Genomic DNA, 20,137 nt, shown 5'->3' with positions numbered 1-20,137 from the left:
CCCCATGAACTCCCCTGTGTTCAAACGCGCCCTGAGCGGCCTGGCGGCGGCGGCGCTTCTCGCGCTCACGCCCCAGGTCGCCATGGCCGACACCGACTTCACACCCACCCCCGCGGACACCCCCGCCGAGCGTGCGTCCGCCGACCGGCAGGCCCTGGAGGACAAGCTCGAAGCCGTCTCCATCCCGACCGGCCCGCTGACCTTCGGCGCCGAGCCCCTGGCCGCGGCCCAGAACGCCGCGGAGAGCGCGGCGGCCGGCGCGTCCTGCACCATCTCGGCCCAGGAGGCCACCGCGATGGCCTTGGCCCCGGTCTGGCCCGAGGTGTCCGGCGGTTCCTCCGAGCCGCCCTCGCCGATGACCCTCTCCCGGTACGACAACCAGTCCGGTCTCTACGACCCCGCCGGGCGTGACGGCCTGTTCTTCAACCCGGGCGTCGGCCTGTGGCAGATGGACTCGGCCGGGCTGGGAACCGACAACACCGCCGGTGAGGCCATCGACTCGGTGTGGGTGTCCGACTTCGTGGTGCCCTACATCGTGGACAAGTACTGCGGCGCCATCAACGGCGGATCGGCCGCGCCGGCCGCGCGGGCGACGGCGTGGTCGGACTGGAACGCCTGTTCCGCCGGTGACTGCGACACCGTCTACTGGCGTGCGTACAACAACGGCATCGGCGCGGAGCCGACCGTGGACCGCTACGGCGGTGGCCAGGCGCGGACCTGCTCCTACGAGGGCTCTTCGTACGACTGCCTGTTCGTGGACGTGGCCAACGCCCAGGGCGCGGACTGGTGGGCGAACCCGGGCAGTGGCCAGTCGCCGGTACCGCACCCGTTCTACGTGCTCCGGGCCGGTGACAACGAGGTCCGGGTGTGGTTGGCGCAGGACTCGGGGCACGGGGTGGACGTGACGGTCACCCGCCCGTTCGGCGGCAACGCCCGTGACGCCCTGTCCTGGACCGACGGACGAGGGCTGTGCGACACGACCGAGGGTCGCGGCGCCTGCTGAGGCACTCACCCAGGGGCGGGACGGCTCGGCCGTCCCGCCCCGCGCCATATCGAACGCGACACATCGATGGGAACCGCCCGCACATCCTTGTCCCGGTCGAATAGAAGACGAATAGGATCCAACCTCCGACACCATTTCCGACCGAAGTCACTTAACGTCACGGGAAAAACATGCAAAGGCCCGCCCGGCCAGGTATTCGCGCGAACTTCGACACCCTCATGCGACTTTTGGAGGAAAAAGGTCAAGTGCGAACAGGTGGATAAGATGCCTAGTGTTCTACCTGCGCAATCAGACCTTTCAACGGCCATCGAGGTTCACATAAAAAGAATCACCATTGACATGGCCTGAACACACGACCAACTCTGCTTTTCATATTCGAATAACACATCGGAAGCCGGCCCTGACACCGGCCACGACCACTGCCTCCCCACCGGAAGCGAAACAAAAGTTACTGTGCGCACGGGGCTCGCAGAAAAATCCCCCGAACTCACAAGGCACGGTGTCACTTCAGCATGAAGTACAGGTTTGAAATACTCGGTCCCGTCGGCCGAGGTGGTCCCGGACGGCACGGTGAACAACACCTTGGCCGTGTGGATCCCGCAACGTTCCAGGTCCGGGGTGCCGGTCCGGACGACGACGGCGTTCCGACCGTCCTCGGCCAACGCCTCGCACACCTGGTCGGCCGTGGTTCGGACGTCGTCCGGCGGCTCCGCCCGGGAGTCGGTGTCCAGGACGAGGGAACGTGGGTCGAAGGCCTCCAGCCACGTGTCGGCCACCTCGTGGGGCGGGACCCCGTGCTCCGCCAGTTGTTCCATGGCGATCAGGTCGCGCAACGCGGCGGTCACGGCCTCCGCGGTGGAGGCGCCGAAACCCAGGGTCCGGTCCGTCCCCTCCTCACGGCGGGCGATGAGGGTGGGGCGGTCGGGGGCTCTTGCGCGTCTTCGCGTCGGTTTGGGAGCGCACCCATGCCGATGGACATAGTGTCCGAAATGCCCCCATAACCTGCCCTGAGGGACAGTTGACGCACTCTTGGCCGACACAAGTACCTGTCAAGACTGGCGCATGGAGCTACTCAGTAGTAACATTGACTTGTTACTAGTCGGTAGATCCGCGTGTACAGACACCGCGGCCAGGGACACAGCGGAGCTGTCCATGACGCATTACAAGAGCAACCTGCGCGACATCGAGTTCAACCTCTTCGAACTCTTCAAGCGCCAGGACATCCTGGGCCAGGGCCCCTTCGAGGAACTCGACGAGGAGACCGCGCGCACCATCCTGGAAGAGGTCGACCGCCTCGCCACCGGTGTCGTCGCGGAGTCGTTCGAGGACGCGGACCGCAACCCGCCCGTCTTCGACCCCAAGACCAACACCGTCGCCATCCCCGAGAGCCTGAAGAAGTCCTACCAGGCCTACATGGACGCCGGCTGGTACAACCTCGACCTTCCCCAGGAGCTCGGCGGCCTCGGCGCCCCCCGCTCCCTGGTGTGGTCCGCGGCCGAGCTCATCCTGGGCTCCAACCCCTCCGTGCACATGTACTCCGCGGGCCCCGGCTTCGCCGGCATCCTGCACGCCGAGGGCAACGAGGCTCAGAAGAAGTTCGCCCAGCAGGCCATCGAGAACGGCTGGGGCGCCACCATGGTGCTGACCGAGCCGGACGCCGGCTCCGACGTCGGCGCCGGCCGTACCAAGGCCACCGACCAGGGTGACGGCACCTGGCACATCGAGGGCGTCAAGCGCTTCATCACCTCGGCCGAGCACGACATGTCCGAGAACATCTTCCACCTGGTGCTGGCCCGCCCCGAGGGCGCCGGCCCCGGCACCAAGGGCCTCTCCCTCTACCTGGTGCCCAAGTTCCTGGTCAACGAGGACGGGTCCCTCGGCGAGCGCAACGGCGCCTACGTGACCAACGTCGAGCACAAGATGGGCCTCAAGGCCTCCACCACCTGTGAGCTGACCTTCGGCGACAAGCACCCCGCCATCGGTTACCTCGTCGGCGACAAGCACGACGGCATCCGTCAGATGTTCCTCGTCATCGAGTACGCCCGCATGATGGTCGGAACGAAGGCGATCGCGACCCTGTCCACGGGTTACCTGAACGCCCTGGAGTACGCCAAGAACCGCGTGCAGGGCAACGACCTCGCCGGGGCGAAGAACTCCCCCAAGGTCACCATCACCCACCACCCGGACGTGCGTCGCAGCCTCATGACGCAGAAGGCGTACGTGGAGGCCATGCGTTCGCTGGTCATCTACACCGCCACCCAGCAGGACGCGATCCAGATCGCCCGGGCCAAGGGTGAGGACCCCTCCGGGCTGGAGGCCATGAACGACCTCCTGCTTCCGATCGTCAAGGGTGTCGGCTCGGAGCACTCCTACGCGCTGCTGGCCGAGTCCCTGCAGACCCTGGGCGGCTCCGGGTTCCTGCAGGAGTACCCGATCGAGCAGTACATCCGCGACGCCAAGATCGACACCCTCTACGAGGGCACCACCGCGATCCAGGCCCAGGACTTCTTCTTCCGCAAGATCGTGAAGAACGGTGGCCAGGCCATCGGCGCGCTGTCCGCCGAGATCAGGGCCTTCGCCGAGAGCGACGCCGGCAACGGCCAGCTGAAGGAGGAGCGCGCGCTCCTGCTCGGCGCCCTCGGCCAGGTCGAGAAGATGGTCGAGCTCATGGTCGGCCACGCGATGGGCTCCGCCGAGGACTCCCGCGAGCTGTACAAGGTCGGCCTGAACTCCGTCCGCCTGCTGTTCGCCTTCGGTGACGTCGTCCTGGGCTGGCTGCTGCTCCGCCAGGCCGAGATCGCGCTGAACAGCGTGGACGGCGCCGACGACGTGGACAAGAACTTCTACACCGGGAAGATCGCCGCCGCGCGCTTCTTCTCCGAGCAGTTCCTGCCCCGCGTCGAGGCCGAGCTGAAGATCGCCCAGAACGTGAACCTGGGCCTCATGGACGTCCCCGAAGAGGCCTTCTAGGCTCCGACGGGACACAGGACACCGCCGAGGGGCGGGGTGGTCACACGACCGCCCCGCCCCTCGGGCGTTCTCGCCCCACGGGCTCAGGGCTCCACGCCCACGAGGTCGCCACCGCGGCGGCGTTCCTCGCCCGACCTGGCGCGCGGGCCGACGCGCGCCCCCTATCTCCGGCGGCGGGCGCGGAGGAGGAACACGACGAGCACGCAGGTGGACAGGACCGTGGTGACGGCCATGGGAACGAAGGCCACCTGGTAGGAGGAGGGCTCTTCGGGGAGCGCCTGGAGGATCGCGCCCGCGGCGACGGTGCAGACGACGGCGGTGGTGAACCCGCTCATGTTGACCAGGCCCGAGGCGACTCCGGTGCGACCGGCGGGGATACCGTCGCGGGCGAAGTCGAAGGAGATCGTGGGCGCCATGGTCTGACCGAGCGCGCTCAAGGCCAGTACCGCCACGCCGAGGGGTACGGGCGCGCCATCCGGCCACAGGACCAACAGGAGCCACCCCAGGCTCAGGGTTCCGCCGAAGACCAGGGCGAAGTAGCCCCGCACGCCCGGCCTGCGACCGACCAGGACCCCCGCTAGGGGTGCGAGTGGGAGGGCACCGGCGGCCAGACCGGTGAGGGTGAGTGCGGCGGCGCCCTCGGAGAGCCCCAGACCGTTCACGAGGAAGGGGTAGCCCCACAGCACCATCATCATCGTGAACGGCGCCATGACGGCCGCGTGGTGCGCCATGCCGATCCGGGGCCCGTCGGCGCGCAGCGCCTCCTTGAGGGCCGCCCAGGCGGATATGGGGTCGGCGACGGTGGAACGTCCGGCCGCCCCGTCGGGTCGGTCACGGACCATCAGCAGCATCAGGGACGCCATGAGCACGGTGAGCCCGGCTGTGGCGAGGAAGGCCGCCACCCAGCCGATCCCGCCCAGTGCCCAGGCCAGCGGGGCGGCGCTGGCCACTTGGCCGGTGCCGCCGACGACACCGGTCAGACCGCTCACCAGCGCGTAGCGCGCGCGGGGGAACCACAGCGCGGCGAGCCTGATGACGTTGAGGAAGACGAGCGCGTCACCCAGACCGATGAGGAAACGGCCGGCGACCGCCATCTCGATCCCCGGGGCGAGCGCGAACATGCAGGATCCGATGGCCATCGCCGCCATGCCCATGACCAGCGTGTACCGGGGGCCGAGCCGGTCGGCGAGCAGTCCGGCGGGCACCTGCAGGACCACGTACACGAGCAGCTGCAGCATGGGCAGTAGGGAGAGCAGCGCGGGCCCGACGTCGAATCGACTCTGTGCCTCCAGGGCGGCCACACCGAGTCCGTTGCGGTGCAGCATGGCGAGGAAGTAACCGCCCACGGCCACGCCCCACACCAACCAGGCGCGGGCACCGCCCCGTGGTTCGTCGGGGTCGGCGCCGTTCACTGTTGTCCTGTCACCGGATGTTTCGGACCGAATCTGGGTCACTTCGCCGCTTCTCTCCTTGTTTCCCGCCGTTTTCCAGTGTCCTCCACACCGGCGAACACCCCCCGCACCGGGGTGACCGGCCGCGCAAAAAGAACGGGAATGCCTTGTGGTGCGGCGGGTGTGGAAAGGGCAAAGCACCGCCGCCGACCGGCAAAACCTGCCCCACCTGCACAAAGTCACTGTAGGCGACAGTTTCGCGGCTCAACGTGGCGAAAACGGGTGACTCTGGCGACAGTCGAATCGGGACCAGAGTCCTTTCATCTCGGTTCGATAACTCGAACACAAGTTCTATTCGACCCTTCTGAACTGCAGGTTTTATGAATCAACGGGTCGATACAGACTTGTTAGGTGTTACATGCGTCACACTTACAAGCCTCGACTCCCAGGGGGACGTTGCTGCTAGCATCCGGAGCGCGAAGAATAACTGCGAGGTAACGGCAGAGTTCACACCGCACCAACTTCGTTCGAGGAAGCCATCCGGTGGCCCCTCGACACCGCGGCGACGTGGCCGCACAAGCACACACGGTCAGCACCCGCGGTTCCTCGACACACACTGGAGACGACCTTGAGTCACTGGCGCCTGAACAACCCCCGGGCCTCCCGGGCGAAGTCGGTACTCGCCAGCCGGGTCAAGCACAAGCCTCGCCACGCCTTCTGCGCCCAGCGAGCGATCACGGCGCTCTTGAACGAACTCTCCGCCGTGGCCACCCGTCCCCTCTACTGGTCCGGTAGCTCCGAGATGGCCGTCGCCTCCGTCATGCGCGACGTGAACGTCTGGTGCCGCGACGGCCGCTTCTTCTGGAACGACCTCTTCCAGGGCGGCACCATGTCGCACCCGGCGAACGACCCCACCGGCGCCGCGGCCCTGCTCAACCCGTTCGCCCAGATCCCCGAGCCGGCGCACTACTACACGCACCGCAGCCCGGTGGCCGCCGCCTGACGCGCTCCCATTAGCCTTCTGCCCCATGAGCAGACCCCTGGACACCGACACCGTCGTGGTCGGCCTGGGCGCGATGGGATCCCAGACCCTGTGGCGGCTGGCCCGTGAGGGCGTCGACGCGATCGGTGTCGAACAGTTCTCCCCCGGGCACGACCGGGGTTCCAGCCACGGCGAGTCCCGCATCATCCGGACCGCCTATCTGGAGGGCGCGGAGTACGTCCCCTTCGTGCGCGCCGCGTGGCGTGCCTGGGACGAACTCCAGGAGGCCGCGCGGGCACGCCTGGTCATCCGATCCGGCGCGCTGATGCTCGGCCACCCCGGTTCGGCGGCCATCGCCGGATCCACCCTGGCCGCCGAGAAACACGGCCTCGCCCACGAACACCTCTCCGCGTCGGCCCTGGCCGAACGCCACCCCCGCCACCTCACGCGCCCCGACGAGGTCGGCGTGTTCGAGGAGGGCGCCGGGGTGGTCCTGCCCGAACCCGCGATCCTCGCCGCCGTCCGGCTGGCCCGCCAGGCCGGGGCGCGGGTGCTCACGCAGCGGGCCGTCACCCGCGTCGAGCCCGATCCCGACCGCCCGCGCGTATGGGTCGGTGACACCGAGATCCGTGCCCGCCGCGTGGTCGTGACCGCGGGCGCCTGGCTGACCCGTCTACTGCCCGGTCTCACCGACCTGGGCGGTGGCATCAGGGTCGAGCGGCGCGTGCTCGGATGGTTCCCCATCACCGATCCCCTGCCCAGCACGGCCGGCCCCGAGCCGGTCTTCGCGCGCGACGAACCCGACGGCACCCTCTGGTTCGGTTTCCCCAGCATGGACGACGGTCGCACCTTGAAGATCGGGATCCACGCCGAGTCCGAGACGGTGCGCGCCGCCGCGGGCCGACGCGCGGGTTCCCAGTGGGGTGAACCCGTCGACCCGGACGTCGGCCCCCGTCCCCCGGACGAGGACGACGCACGCCGTCTGGGCGACCTCGCCGCGGGACTGCGCGGGGTGGGCCCACTGCCCGAACACATGGTGGCCTGCATGTACACGATGACGCCCGACGAGCACTTCCTCATCGGACGTCGGGACGAGCTGCCGGGGTTGGTCCTGGCGGGTGGTTTCTCCGGTCACGGGTTCAAGTTCGCCTCCGCCGTGGGCGTGGCCCTCGCCGACCTGGCCCGCACCGGACACACGGACCTGCCGATCGGTATGTTCGATCCGCACCGCTGGGATACCGACGGGCGACGGTCTCGCTGAACCCCGACGTCGTGTCCTGGTCCACGACGTCCGGAAGATCCCATGAGCCCGCCGCCCCCGGCGACCTGTCCGCACCGGACTCCCGTTCCACGTCCACGTTGGTCCACACCCCCGACTCCATGGCCCTGGCCACCGCCATGGAGGACGGCACCTCCCTGTGGGACTCCGAGTCGGGTGAACCCCTCGCGCACGTTCCCGTCGACACCGACCTGTCCTCCCCCGCCCCGGTCGCCTTCCACCCGAGCGGCTGTCTGATGGTCGACGGCGCCCTCATGGACGTCGCCCACAGTCGCGAGCACGACCTCGTCCTGGCCTCGCGCACCGGCGAGGACGGTCGGGCCCGATTCCTGGTGGCCTGGGATCCCGACACCGGAGAGGAGTTCCGGCCGGAGGGTCCGTCGACCTCCGGACCCGAGGTACACCCCTTCACGCTCTCCGATGACGGGAGCCTCCTGACGGGCGTGCGTTCCGAGGGCGGGGCCGTCGCCGTGTACGAGATCGACCCCGAACTCGGCTACTTCCCGAGGATGCTCCTGGGCGGACGCGACTGAGCCCCCTCGACCGCCCCATCAGGCGGAACTCCGGGCCGGATGAGGACAGCGCCCTGGGTGGTTTGTCGCCAAGCCGCTACATTGGCCCGGTACACGTCCTCTCCGTGAACCCTCCGGAAACGCCGCCGACTCGCGCGCAGTAAGGATCCCCTGCAGTCATGCAACCCCTCACCGCCGACGATCCCCCCGCCATCGGTCCGCACCGACTCCTGGCCCGGCTGGGCGCCGGCGGGATGGGGAAGGTGTACCTCGCGCGTACCCCCGACGGTCACCTGTGCGCCCTGAAGGTGGTCAAGGAGGACCTGGCGCACGACAACGGGTTCCGGGCACGGTTCGCCCGTGAGGTACGCACGGCGCAACGCGTGCGAGGCCCCTTCACCCCGGCGGTCGTGGACGCCGACCCCGAGGCCCCCGAACCGTGGATGGCCACCGAGTACGTGCCCGGCCCCACCCTCAAGGAGGCCGTCCGGGAGGTCGGGCACTTTCCCGCCGAGTCCCTGTTGGTGCTCACCCTGGGGTTGGCCCAGGCGTTGGCGACCATCCACGCCGCCGGGCTGATGCACCGCGACCTCAAACCCAGCAACATCTTGCTGTCCCCGCGGGGTCCACAGGTCATCGACTTCGGAATCGCCCGCGCCGTCGAGGGGACCGTCCTCACCAGGACCGGCCAGACCTTCGGCACCCCGTCGTACACGTCTCCGGAACAGATCACCGGTAAGAACGTCACTTCGCGCGCCGACGTGTTCTCGTTGGGCGGTGCGGTGATCTTCGCCGCCAGTGGGACGCCGCCCTTCGGTGCGGGCAGCCCGGTCAACGCCCTCGCCAAGGTGCTGAAGGCGGAACCGAACCTGGAGGCCCTCCCGGAGGGGCCGCTGCGGGACCTGATCGCCCGGTGCATGGCCAAGGAACCCGAACAACGCCCCGACACCGATTCCATCCTACGTGAGCTGTCCGGTCTGCCGCTGCCGTCGGCCGCGCACGGTTGGCTTCCCACCCGGGTGAACCGGCAGATCGACGCCAAGGCGGGTGAGACGGAACAGGCCAGGGCCGCCGAGCGCACCACCCTGCCCATGGGCAACGGCCCGGGTCGGGGCGGTGGAACCTCGTGGTGGCGCCGCCGGTCCGTGGTGATCGCGGCGGCCGCGGCCACCGCCTTGGTCCTGCTCGGTGGTGGGGCGCTGGCGTGGACCGCGCTGCCCCTCGGATCCGAGGACGGGCGGGAACCCACCGCCGACGCCTCCGCCGGGGCGGATGACGGGGCGGACGCGGGGACGGACGGCGGGGCCGCCGGCGAAGGCGATCCGGACACGGAGGAGAGCGACCACTTCGGCGGGTTCATGTACACCCTCACCTTCTCCGAGGACGGCGACCACCTGCACGTCTTCGGCGCGAGCACCCTCAGCACGTGGGACTGGCGCGACGGGGAGCTGATCGACGAGTACCCGAGCGCCCTCGGGGCCGACTTCACCGATAGTGGCCACGTCGCGACCGCCGTCAACGAGTACATCCGGGTCTGGCGGGGCGGAAGCGACAATCGGATCGCGGTCCTGGGCCAGGACGAGGAGTTCGGCATGTTCGACATGGCCGCCCTCACCGAGGACGCCTCCACGTTGGCGGCCGAGGCCTCCGACGATGGAACCGAGGACGGGAACCCGATTCTTCAGACGTGGGACGTGGAGAGCGAGGAGGTCGTCTTCGACCTCCCCCTCGACGGATACCTGCACGCCCTGGACTACACCCCGGACGGATCGATGCTGGTGGGGGCGAGCTACAACCTGGATGGTGAGGGCACGGCCTTCACGATCGTGTGGGACGCCGAGAGCGGCGAGGAAGTCCACCGGTTCGAGGGTGAGGAGATCTCGGACTTCGCGCTGTCCAGGGACGGGAGCACCCTGGTGGTCCTGATGGACTACACCGAGGTCCTGGCGGTCGACCTGACGGACGGTTCCACCCGGGAAATGGACATGTCGGGCCTCGGCGACGACAACATCTACGAGGTCGCGCTGTCCGAGGACGGTTCCGTCGCCTACGGCGGGACGAGTTGGCCGACCGCGGACACTCCCGTCTGGGACACGGCCACCGGTGAGGTCACGCCGGTCGAGGGGCTACGTCTCTCGGACGTCATCGGGGTCAGCGCCGACGGCGAGCACATCGCCACCACCGTGACCGAGGACGGCTACGCCACCGTCCGTGTCCTGGACACGACCGACTACGAAGTCGTCGCCGAGTTCTCCTGAACACCCCCGGAAGGCCACCATGCAGCAACCCGCCCCACACGACCCCCGCGAGGTAGGCCCCTACCGTGTCATCGCCCTGCTGGGCTCCGGTGGCATGGGGCGCGTGTACCTCGGGATGGACTCCGACGGCAGGCCCGCCGCGGTCAAGGTCGTGCGCGCCGAGTACGCCTACGACCCCGGGTTCCGTGAACGGTTCGCCCGTGAGCTGGAACTCGTCCAGCGGGTCCACGGCGACTACACGCCGCGCGTGCTGGCCGGCGACACCTCCGGGCAGACCCCCTGGTTGGCCACCGAGTACGTGATGGGCCCTTCCCTGCAGGACCTGGTGTACGACACCGGGCCGCTCCCCGAGCAGTCGGTGCGCTTCATGGCCCGCGGCATCGCCCAGGCCCTGGAACGCGTCCACGCCACCGGGCTGGTCCACCGCGACCTCAAGCCCGGAAACGTGATGGTGGCGGCCGAGGGCCCCCAGGTGATCGACTTCGGCATCGCCCACGCGATGGGGGACTCCCCCGAGGCCGGCGAGGAGGGGAGACGCTTCGCGGGCACCCCCGCGTTCATGTCACCGGAGTCCGTCGACTCCGAACACGGCCCGGGGCCGGCCGCCGACGTCTTCGCGCTCGGCGGGATCATGGTCTACGCGCTCACCGGCCAGGGACCGTTCGGCGATGGCCACCCCTCAACCGTCCTGTACCGCATCGCCAACCTCGACCCCGACCTCGCCCAGGTCCCACCGTCCCTGCGCGACGTCATCGCGGCCTGTCTGGAGAAGGACCCGGCCTCGCGGCCCAACGCCGCGCAGGTGCTGCACGCCCTCGGTGGTCCGGTGGCCCCCGCTCCGACCTCCGCCGCCTGGTCGCCGCCGAACGCCGCGGCCCGAATCGACGGGGTCGCGCACGAGTTCCACTCCACGGTGTCCGCCGCCCCCTCCCCCGGGGCCAAGGGTGGTCTGGGCGGGCGCCTGCTCATCGCCGGCGCCGCCACCGTGGCCCTGGCGATGGTCGCCGGGCTCGGTGTGTGGACCGCGGGACAGGCCGGTCTGGTCGGCGGGTCCCCCGACCCCGAGGAGCAGGAGGCGGCTCCGCGCCAGACGTGCGACGCCACCGAGCACCTCGCCCCCGAGTTCACCGAGGCGGCCAAGGAGGAACCCACCGCGCCCAACGACGACGAAGGCGTCTTCTACACGGAGTTCTCCAGCGACGGCGAGGTCCTGGCCGTCGCCGGCACCGGCGGCGTGGCCCTGTGGAGCTGGCGGGAGGACACCGAGGTCGCGCGGATCGAGACGCGGATCCCCATGCTGTACGGGCACCCGAGCTTCAGCCCGAACGACTGCCTGCTGGCCTACGCCTCCGACGACGGCGCGCACGTGTACGACCTGGAGAGCGGCGAGCACACGGTCTACTCGGAGGGCTTCGACATCGGCTCCATCGCCTTCACCGACGACGGCACCCGTTTGGTGGTCGGCGCGGGTGGGGGTACCGACTCGGCGGTGATGATCTACGACCTGGAGACCGACGAGATGGCCGACACGCTCTCCGGTCCCTACAGCGTGCGCTCGGTCGACGTCTCCCCCGACGGTGCCCACGTGGTCGGTCAGGACTACTCGGAGAAGCTGTACCTGTGGGAGGTGGAGAGCGGTGAGGTCATCGGACAGAGCGAGGAAAGCCCCCTCGTGGGCCCCCAGGGCGTGTCCATGGTGGACGACTCCACCATCCTGCATCCCATCTCCAACGGCGCCCACCGGATGAACCTCGACGATCCCTCCGACTCCACCGACTTCGTCGACGAGGACATGGACGCGGAGGAGTTCGAGGTCCACGACGTGCAGTACAGCGTGGAGGCGGACCGTGTCTACGTCACCTACGTCCCCGTGGACTACGAGTTCGAGGACGCCTACATGAAGGTGTGGGAGTACTCCACGGGGGAGGACCTGACCGCCGCCGAGAACGAGGGATACCTGCACGAGATCGCCGTGCACCCGGAGGGTGAGGTCATCTCGGGCGTGCCCGGGCACGGCAGCGGCATGTGGTTCGTGGACGCGGTCGAATTGCGTCTGGTGGAAGAGATGTGACCCCCGCCCCGTGTCCCCTCCCTCCCCGACCCCGGTAAGGCCCATGTTCCCTCTCCACCCGCACGACCCGCCCGCCATCGGCCCCTACCGGCTGCGCGCCCGCCTCGGCGAGGACGCCTACGCCCGCGTCTACCTGGGGGTACCCCACGACGGTTCGTCGGTGGCGGTGAAGGTCGTACGTCCGGAGTACGCCACCGACCCCACCTTCCGCGCCGCCTTCGCCCGCCAGGTGGAGGGGGCGCGCGGGCTGTCCGGGGCGCACGTGTGCGCGGTCCGGGACGCCGACCTGAGCGGCGCGGTCCCCTGGGTCGCCGTCTCCCGTCCGCTCGGGCCCACCCTGGCCGAACTCCTGCGCGCACACGGCCCGCTCCCCGTAGACGCGGTGCGCCCCTTGGCGTTGGCCCTGGCCCAGGCGCTGGCCGACCTGCACGGCGCCGGCCCGGCACACGGTTCGCTGTGGCCGGACGGCGTCCTCATGGCGGGTCACGGGGCCGTTTTGGCCGACCCCGGCCTGGAGTGGGCGGTCTCCGACACCGAACGGCGGGCGCCGCATCCGGCGTTCGCCGCTCCGGAGGGCGGAGCGAGCCCGGCCACGGACGTGTTCTCGTGGGCGGCGACGCTCTGTTACGCGGTCTCCGGGGTGGCCGGGCCCGAGGGCCTGTCCGCCGTGCCACTGCAACTGCGCGGCCTGGTGGACGCCTGTCTCAAGCGGGACCCCAGACTGCGTCCCAGCTCCTCGGACCTGGTGAGCATGCTCGGTGGGCCCACCGAGCCACCTCCGTGGTCGCCTCCGCTGCGCGCGGCGATCGACGCGGTCGCCACACGTCAGGGCGAGGTCCTGGCCACCGGCCCCGCGGGACGGGAGGTGACGCCGCCGCAGACGATGCGTCGCGGGCGCGGACGACTGCTCGCCCTGGGCACCGGGGCGCTGGTCCTGGTCGTACTCGCGGCCGGGGGCGCGATGTTCGCCCATGACCGACTGTCCGATGATCCGGCGGACGCGACCGGCCCGGAAGAGGGCTCGGAGTCGCTGGTCGGCGAGGGCCGTTGCCTGGATGCCACCGGGTTCCCGCCTCCGGAGGAACCTCCCGCTCCGGACATCAACATCTCCAACCTCACGTTCTCCGGTGACGGAGACGTCCTGGGCGTCGCTTCCGAGGTGGGGTTCATGGTCTGGGACTGGCGGGAGGGACGGGAGATCGCCCGCCCCACCACATCGGATTCGGACCTGTTCTCGGAAGCGGCGCTCTCACCGGTGGGCTGCACACTGGTCACCGCCGCGCCCGTCGAATACGAGGGACGAGAGGATCCCGTCCTCCTCGCGCACACCTACGACCTGATCTCCGGCGAAACCGTCCGACACCTGGGAGCGCAGGAGGGCCCGGACGACCAGGAACGCTGGTTGGCCAGCCCGAAGAACGTCCGGGGTTTCGCGTTCTCCCCCGAAGGCACCCGACTGGCCGTCACCCTGGACAAGGGTTCCGGCGAGGGCCCGGGCACCAACGTCGTCGACACCGCCACCGGCGAGGCCGGCGAGCCCTTCGCCGAGGGGCTCCAGTTCGAGACCCGATTCGTGGACGAGGACCACGTCGCCACCAACGACAACGACACCGTCCACGTCTGGGACGTCGGCACCGGTGAAGAGGTCGGCACGGTGGAGGGGACCTCGGACAGTTCGCTGGCGGTACGGCCGGGAACCACCCAGATCGCCTACGCGCAAGACCCCGAGGTCCAAGTCGAGGACTACGAGGACGGCAGCGAGGTCGCCTCGTTCACCCGCGAGGAGTTCGAGTCCGACGACGAGCCCATCCTCGTCCAACTCCTGTTCGACCCCGCCGGGGAGCGGCTGTACGCGACGTGGTCGGCGGGCACGGGCCCCGGTTCCCGGGAGTACCACCCCTACGTCTGGGACCTGGAGTCCGGCGAGAACCTGCTGGAGGCGGCCGATCAGGCGGCCTCCTACCGGAGCGTCGCGATCCACCCCGACGGCGAGGTCATCGCGGCCCTGCCCGGCGACGGCACACCCCCGGTCCTGCTGGACCCGGACACCTTCGAACAGACCGGCACCCTCTACTGAGGGCCCGCGTCACCCTGCTTCGGAGCACCGTGGGATCAGGTGGCTCCGGTCATCCTCGCCACGAAGTCGAACAGGCCCATGCCCCAGGCGAACATGACGCACATCGTCATGATGATGAGGATCTCGGTCCAGTTCAGGACCCTTCGGAGCGAGGCACGGGGGACGTCGTTCAACTTCACCCAGCTCAGGACGCTCAGGAGGATCCCGGCGAGCAGGACCACGGCCGGAAGCCACGGGCCGAACACCGGGTGCTGCACCGTGACCGCGACACCCGCGGCGCCCAGACCCACGGCGCCCGCCAGGCGCAGGGGCAGCACGTGACGGATGCGGTCGAACAGACGGGAGCGCATCACCAACAGCACCCCGAGGAGACCGCACAGCAGCAGGTCGGGAAGGCCCGTGCCGAAGTAGGCGAGCAGGACCGCGAAGATCCCGCCGGAGAGGGCCGTGCCCATCACGATGCCCAGCAGCAGGCGGTCGGTGTTGGTGAAGGTCTCCTCGAACCGGTCCGTGGCCACCTGACCCGACCGTCCGACCTCGTAGTCCAGTCCGGACAGGCCGCCCATCACCATCGCCACACGCGGCAGCGCGCCCACGCACAGGGCCAGCGCGATCCCCATCGCGCGCACGCCCTGTACCGGCTGCGCGAAGATCCCGACCACGACCAGAACGCCCCCGGTCAGGGTCAGCACCGTGAGTCCGGCGATGTAGGGCAGCCCGGTCTCGTGCATGGACCAGCCGATCACCGCCACCAGCAGACCCCCGCAGAGCGCGATGGCCCCCGTGACCAAGGGGGTGGGGTTGAAGAGGAACCCGGCCGCGAGGACCGCGGTGGCACCACCCCACACACAGGCCGTCGCGAAGAGGACGTAGGCGACCGCGGGCAGCGGCCGGCGGGCCGCCAGCATCATCGTGCCGATCGTCAACAACGTGCCCAACGCCGCCACCGCGAGGTGCCCCGGCGACGGACGCAGCCACATCATGAGGAACAGCATCAGCAACGGCCCGATGCCGCCCACGAGCAGGCCGAACGACAACGTGGTCGTCGGGTTCCAGATCCACGCGGTCTCGTCGACGCTGTCCTCGACCGCGCCGCGTACGTCATCGACGTGTTCGGGACGGCTCGGAGCGACCACACGATCGAGGAGGAGCACGTCCCCGTCGTAGACACCCGCGCCTTCGAGAGGCGCTTCGGGGCGAACCGGTTGACCGTCGACCGTGGTCAGTGTCCAGGAAGCCGGTTCGGTGCTCTCTCCCTCGTCCACGCAGACCTCGATGATGCGAGGCATGAGTGTGGCGACGGGAACACTTCCCGGTAGCGCCAGATCGGCCCAGCGCCGGGGTCCGGTGACCGTGACCCTGCAGTATCCGCTCACCCAAGACCCTCTTTGTCGACTCGTTCTGTGATTACCATGCTCAACGGGCGCAACCGATGACAATTAGGCGATTCGCTGTGTCCACGAGATCATCTATAGCGTAGTCACCGAAACACGAAACCTTGCAGGTGGACGGAGAAGGGACCCCCGTGGCGACGAGACCTGTTCCCCGCCCGGCTCGTGAGATACCACCCGCACCAGGGACGTCTCCGCTGGTCATCGCGACACCGCCGCAGATGCCGGAGAACGCGCCGGCCGGTAGCTCGGGCGCGATGATCATCATGCCGATCATCACCGGTTCGGGCTCCCTTCTGATGTCCATCACCATGGGTCACCGACCATTGATGATGGTGGCGGGCGTGATGATCATGCTCGCGAGCGTCATCGTCGGAATCATCATGTTCGTCGCCCAGCACAACGGCCCGCGTAAGCGCATTCGTGAGCAACGAGAGCGCTACGTCGACTACCTGGACCAGTTGCGCGAGATCGTTCGAGACGTCGCCGCCGGCCAGCGTTCGGACAACGCCTTCCGCCATCCGAAGCCGAGTCTGCTCACGGAACCGGCCCGCTCCCGGGCGAGAAGATGGGAACGCCGGGCCTCCGACCCCGACTTCCTCGACGTGCGGGTCGGATGCGGCACACGGCCTCTGGCCCGAAGGTTGAAGCTCAAGGTCGATACCTCCTCCCCGCTGATCGTCTACGATCCCGTCTGCCAAGGCGCCGCCGACCAGCTCATCGAGCTCTACGGCGACGTCCCCGAGATGCCCCTGATCGTTCCACTCCGACGGCACGGCGTCATCTCGATCAACGGGGACCGGGAGGCCGGACGCGGTCTCGTCCGAGCGATGATCTCCCAGCTCTCGGTCTTCCACTCCCCACACGACCTGCGCATCGGTGTGGTCCGCGACCCGAAGCTCCGGGAGCGGTGGGAGTGGACCAAGTGGTTGCCGCACAACACCTTCGAGGACGCCACGGACGGCCCCATGCCCGCCCGCTTCGTCTCGGACAACACCGTGCAGGTCGCGGAACTCCTCTCCGACGAGATCGAACGACGCACCGTCGACCTGCAACGTCGCCGTGGCAAGCCCCCGGGCCCCGGCACACAGCGGCTCGTGGTCGTCCTGGACGGCGAGTACCAGTCCACCCTCTCCGGCCTTCAGGCCGAGCCCCCCGTCACCAACCTGGCCGACCTCGGCATCCACGTCATCATCCTGTCCTCGGAGCGACGCGAGGAACCCGACTCCGTGGAGCTACGGCTCCTGATCGAGGCCGACGGCACCCTGCGTGAGGACACCGAGGGCATCAAGCCGGACCCGGAGTCCGCCTACGTGCCCCTCGATGGCAGGGCCGACAACGCCGGCGTCGCCCAACTGACCACCCTGTCCCGCGTCCTGGCCCCCTACGGCATCGCGGTGACCGACGGCGACGACGCCATGCACGAGACCGTCGGGCTACCCGAGATCCTGGGCGTCCCCGACGTCGCCGCGCTGGACACCCGCCGTACCTGGCGCAAACGCTCCACCGGCGACTACCTGCGCGTACCCATCGGGGTGGGCCCGAGCGGCAACACCGTCCTGTTGGACCTGAAGGAATCAGCCTTCGGCGGTATGGGACCGCACGGCCTGGTCGTCGGTGCCACCGGTTCCGGTAAGTCGGAGATGCTGCGGACCATGGTGGCCTCCCTGGTCATCAACCACTCACCGGAGAACCTGGCCCTGCTGCTGGTCGACTTCAAGGGTGGCGCGACCTTCGCCGACACCGACCGGCTGCCGCACAGCGCCGGGCTCATCACCAACCTCGCCGACGACGACGGCCTGGTCATCCGGTTCCGCGAGGCGACCTTCGGTGAACTGGTACGACGGCAACAGATCCTGAAGAACGCCGGCAACCTGCCCAACCTGCACGCCTACGAAGCGGCCCGGGAGAACGATCCCGGCCTGGAACCACTGCCGCACCTGCTCATCATCATCGACGAGTTCTCCGAACTGTTGACCGCCCACCCCGACTTCGCGGAGTTGTTCGTCGCGATCGGCCGGATCGGCCGTTCCATCGGCGTGCACCTCCTGCTCGCCACCCAGCGGCTGGAGTCGGGCAAGATCAAGGGGCTGGAGTCCCACCTGTCCTACCGGGTGGGTCTGCGGACGTTCTCCGAGGCGGAGAGCCGGGAGGCGATCGGTGTCGGTGACGCCTACCACCTGCCCCCGGAGCCCGGTTCGGGTTACCTGAAGGTCGACACCTCGGTCTTCGAACGGTTCAAGGCCGCCATGGTCTCCCAGCCCTACGAACCACCGGCCAAGGAGGAGAAGACCGAGCACGACCCGGTCCTTCCGCTGCTGTCCTACAACGGCCTGGGCAAGGTGACGGGTGCGGGATCGCTGGTGGAGTCGCTGGTGGACTCGATCAAGGCGAAGTCGGAGGAAAAACCCAAGCAGGAGAAGCGCACCACCCTGCAGGTGACCGTGGATCGGTTGGTGGCCTCCGGCGCCGACCCCGTACGCCCCGTCTGGCTGCCGCCCCTCCCGGAGCTGCTGACCTTCGACACCGTCCTGACCGACCTCGGCGAGGGCGAGGACCTGGAGGGCGCGGGCACCGAGCCGAACCCGACCGAGGCCAAGGCGGTCTTCGGACTGACCGACATCCCGCGCGAACAACGCGTGGTCCCCGCCGAACTGGACTTCACCGGTGGCGAGGGCAACATCGTCGTCCTGGGAGGCCCCCAGTCCGGTAAGTCCACCCTGCTGCGGACCATCATCACGAGTCTGGCGTGGCGGTACCCGCCGGGTCGTGTGGCGGTCTACGCGATCGACTTCGGTGGTGGCGCGCTCCAGGCGATGGACGAGCTTCCGCACGTCGCGGGTGTGGCCGGACGGGCCGACCCGGAGAAGGTCCAGCGGGTCCTCACCGACGTGTCCGGACACCTCGACCGCCGCCAGCGTCTGTTCCGCAAGCACAAGCTCGACTCGCCCGCGGCCTTTCGTCAGGCCCGCGCGGAGGGCGAGGTGCCCTCCAGCGTCCCGGGCGACCTGTTCCTGATGATCGACGGCTGGTCGGCCGTTCGGGACGCCTTCGACGCCGCCGACGACTACCTCATGGACATCGCGACGCGTGGTCCCTCCCTGGGCGTGCACACCATCCTGACGGGCGCGGCCTCCTCCCAGGTCCGTTCCCGTCTGCAGGCGCTCTTCGGCGGCCGGTTCGAGCTGCGGCTGAGCGACCCCATGGACTCGGGCATCGGACGCAAGATCGCCGAGGACATCCCGAAGGACACCCCGGGTCGAGGTCTGTCGGCGGAAGAGCACCACACCCACGTGGCGCTGCCCCGGGTGGACGGTGTCGCGAGCGACGAGGACCTGACCGACGGTGTCCAGGACCTGATCAAACGGATCCGGGAACGCTGGCCGCAGAAGGCGGTCCAGGGCGTGCGCACCCTCCCCGAGCGCGTCGAACTGAACGAGCTGCTCAAGGGCCGCAGATCCGGCCGGAGCAGGTCGCGGGAGCTGGTGCTGGGCATGGCCGAGAGTTCCCTGGCCCCGGCCGTGATGAACCTGGACCGGGACCCGCACCTGTTGGTGTTCGGAGACCCGCAGAGCGGCAAGTCCGCCTTGGTGCGCGGGCTGGTCAAGCAGATCGTCCAACGCCCGGCCAAGGAGCTGGGCATCGTGATGGTCGACTTCCGGCGCTCACACCTGGAACTGGTTCCCGAAGAGCACCTGTTGGCCTACTGCACGACCGCGGAGCAGACCAAGGCGGTCGCCGACAACCTCGCCGGTTCCCTCCAGCAACGTCTGCCGGGCCCGGACGTGACCCCCAAACAGCTGCGGGATCGCAGCTGGTGGAAGGGGCTCGACCTGTACGTCATCGTGGACGACATGGACATGATCGCCTCGCGCAGCAACCCGCTGGCTCCCCTGGCCAAGTTCATCCCGCAGGGCGCCGACCTGGGCCTGCACGTCATCGCCGCCCGCCGCACCGGTGGTACGGCACGCGCGATGTTCGAGCCGGTACTGCAGTCGCTGAGCGACATGGCCACCCCGGGCGTGCTGTTCTCCGGCGACCGTATGGAGGGACGCCTGGCCAACGGTGTGGCCTCCAAGCAGCTTCCCCAGGGTCGTGCGCAGTTGGCCCTTCGTGGAAAGCGCCCCGACCTGCTGCAGGTCGGCTGGAGCGAGCCCCCCGCGTAACGACGCCCGCCTCGACCGACGGTGGCTCAGGCGGCCA

Annotated in this window: 12 protein-coding genes; 9 read left to right on the top strand and 3 right to left on the bottom strand. The window is 69.2% G+C overall.

The annotated features are described in order from the left end of the window. Window positions 1-4: 4 nt before the first annotated feature. Window positions 5-1,003, top strand: a complete 999-nt coding sequence (locus tag ACWGSK_RS06805; protein ID WP_358503897.1) for a hypothetical protein — start codon at window positions 5-7, stop codon at window positions 1,001-1,003. A gap of 314 nt (window positions 1,004-1,317) precedes the next feature. On the opposite strand, the gene ACWGSK_RS06800 is transcribed toward ACWGSK_RS06805, so the two are convergent. Continuing rightward, window positions 1,318-1,848: a hypothetical protein gene (locus tag ACWGSK_RS06800; protein ID WP_452455393.1), complete on the bottom strand. Its 531-nt coding sequence runs from the start codon at window positions 1,846-1,848 to the stop codon at window positions 1,318-1,320. A 307-nt stretch (window positions 1,849-2,155) separates the two neighbouring features. Here ACWGSK_RS06800 and ACWGSK_RS06795 point away from each other — a divergent pair, with 307 nt between their 5' ends. Then, window positions 2,156-3,973, top strand: coding sequence for an acyl-CoA dehydrogenase (locus ACWGSK_RS06795; RefSeq protein WP_452455392.1), 1,818 nt, complete (start codon window positions 2,156-2,158; stop codon window positions 3,971-3,973). 161 nt (window positions 3,974-4,134) lie between these two features. Here ACWGSK_RS06795 and ACWGSK_RS06790 read toward each other — a convergent pair whose 3' ends face one another. Then, entirely contained in the window at window positions 4,135-5,385 is a 1,251-nt protein-coding gene (locus tag ACWGSK_RS06790; RefSeq protein ID WP_358503906.1) for an MFS transporter, read from the bottom strand. Between the two features lie 607 nt (window positions 5,386-5,992). Here ACWGSK_RS06790 and ACWGSK_RS06785 point away from each other — a divergent pair. From ACWGSK_RS06785 to ACWGSK_RS06760, 6 genes are all read left to right on the top strand, one after another. Beyond that, the gene (locus tag ACWGSK_RS06785; protein WP_358503909.1) at window positions 5,993-6,367 is read left to right on the top strand and encodes a hypothetical protein; all 375 of its coding nucleotides are present in this window, start codon (window positions 5,993-5,995) and stop codon (window positions 6,365-6,367) included. A gap of 25 nt (window positions 6,368-6,392) precedes the next feature. Continuing rightward, entirely contained in the window at window positions 6,393-7,607 is a 1,215-nt protein-coding gene (gene solA / locus ACWGSK_RS06780) for an N-methyl-L-tryptophan oxidase (protein ID WP_358503912.1), read from the top strand. A gap of 11 nt (window positions 7,608-7,618) precedes the next feature. After that, on the top strand, window positions 7,619-8,158 hold the full coding sequence (locus ACWGSK_RS06775; RefSeq protein WP_452455391.1) for a hypothetical protein: 540 nt from the start codon (window positions 7,619-7,621) through the stop codon (window positions 8,156-8,158). Between the two features lie 158 nt (window positions 8,159-8,316). Then, a complete protein-coding gene (locus ACWGSK_RS06770; protein WP_358503918.1) occupies window positions 8,317-10,395 on the top strand; it encodes a WD40 repeat domain-containing serine/threonine protein kinase in 2,079 nt (692 codons plus the stop codon). 19 nt (window positions 10,396-10,414) lie between these two features. Then, window positions 10,415-12,466 (top strand): protein kinase domain-containing protein, encoded by a 2,052-nt coding sequence (locus ACWGSK_RS06765; protein WP_452455390.1) that lies wholly within the window; start codon window positions 10,415-10,417, stop codon window positions 12,464-12,466. Between the two features lie 43 nt (window positions 12,467-12,509). Then, window positions 12,510-14,543, top strand: coding sequence for a tyrosine protein kinase (locus ACWGSK_RS06760; RefSeq protein WP_358503924.1), 2,034 nt, complete (start codon window positions 12,510-12,512; stop codon window positions 14,541-14,543). A gap of 35 nt (window positions 14,544-14,578) precedes the next feature. Here the strand turns inward: ACWGSK_RS06760 and eccD are convergent, their stop codons facing one another. Then, window positions 14,579-15,919, bottom strand: coding sequence for a type VII secretion integral membrane protein EccD (eccD, locus tag ACWGSK_RS06755; RefSeq protein ID WP_358503927.1), 1,341 nt, complete (start codon window positions 15,917-15,919; stop codon window positions 14,579-14,581). A gap of 218 nt (window positions 15,920-16,137) precedes the next feature. Here eccD and eccCa point away from each other — a divergent pair, with 218 nt between their 5' ends. After that, a complete protein-coding gene (eccCa, locus tag ACWGSK_RS06750) occupies window positions 16,138-20,100 on the top strand; it encodes a type VII secretion protein EccCa (RefSeq protein WP_452455530.1) in 3,963 nt (1,320 codons plus the stop codon). The last annotated feature ends 37 nt before the right edge of the window (window positions 20,101-20,137 follow it).

The sequence above is a fragment of the Nocardiopsis sp. NPDC055551 genome, assembly GCF_053619415.1.
This window is presented reverse-complemented; position numbering and strand designations above follow the sequence as displayed.

What these genes read in the sequence shown, in the direction of transcription:
- ACWGSK_RS06770 (WP_358503918.1), top strand. Translation starts at nt 8,317, where the DNA reads ATGCAACCCCTCACCGCCGACGATCCCCCCGCCATCGGTCCGCACCGA.
- ACWGSK_RS06805 (WP_358503897.1), top strand. Translation starts at nt 5, where the DNA reads ATGAACTCCCCTGTGTTCAAACGCGCCCTGAGCGGCCTGGCGGCGGCG.
- ACWGSK_RS06795 (WP_452455392.1), top strand. Translation starts at nt 2,156, where the DNA reads ATGACGCATTACAAGAGCAACCTGCGCGACATCGAGTTCAACCTCTTC.
- solA (WP_358503912.1), top strand. Translation starts at nt 6,393, where the DNA reads ATGAGCAGACCCCTGGACACCGACACCGTCGTGGTCGGCCTGGGCGCG.
- ACWGSK_RS06760 (WP_358503924.1), top strand. Translation starts at nt 12,510, where the DNA reads ATGTTCCCTCTCCACCCGCACGACCCGCCCGCCATCGGCCCCTACCGG.
- ACWGSK_RS06765 (WP_452455390.1), top strand. Translation starts at nt 10,415, where the DNA reads ATGCAGCAACCCGCCCCACACGACCCCCGCGAGGTAGGCCCCTACCGT.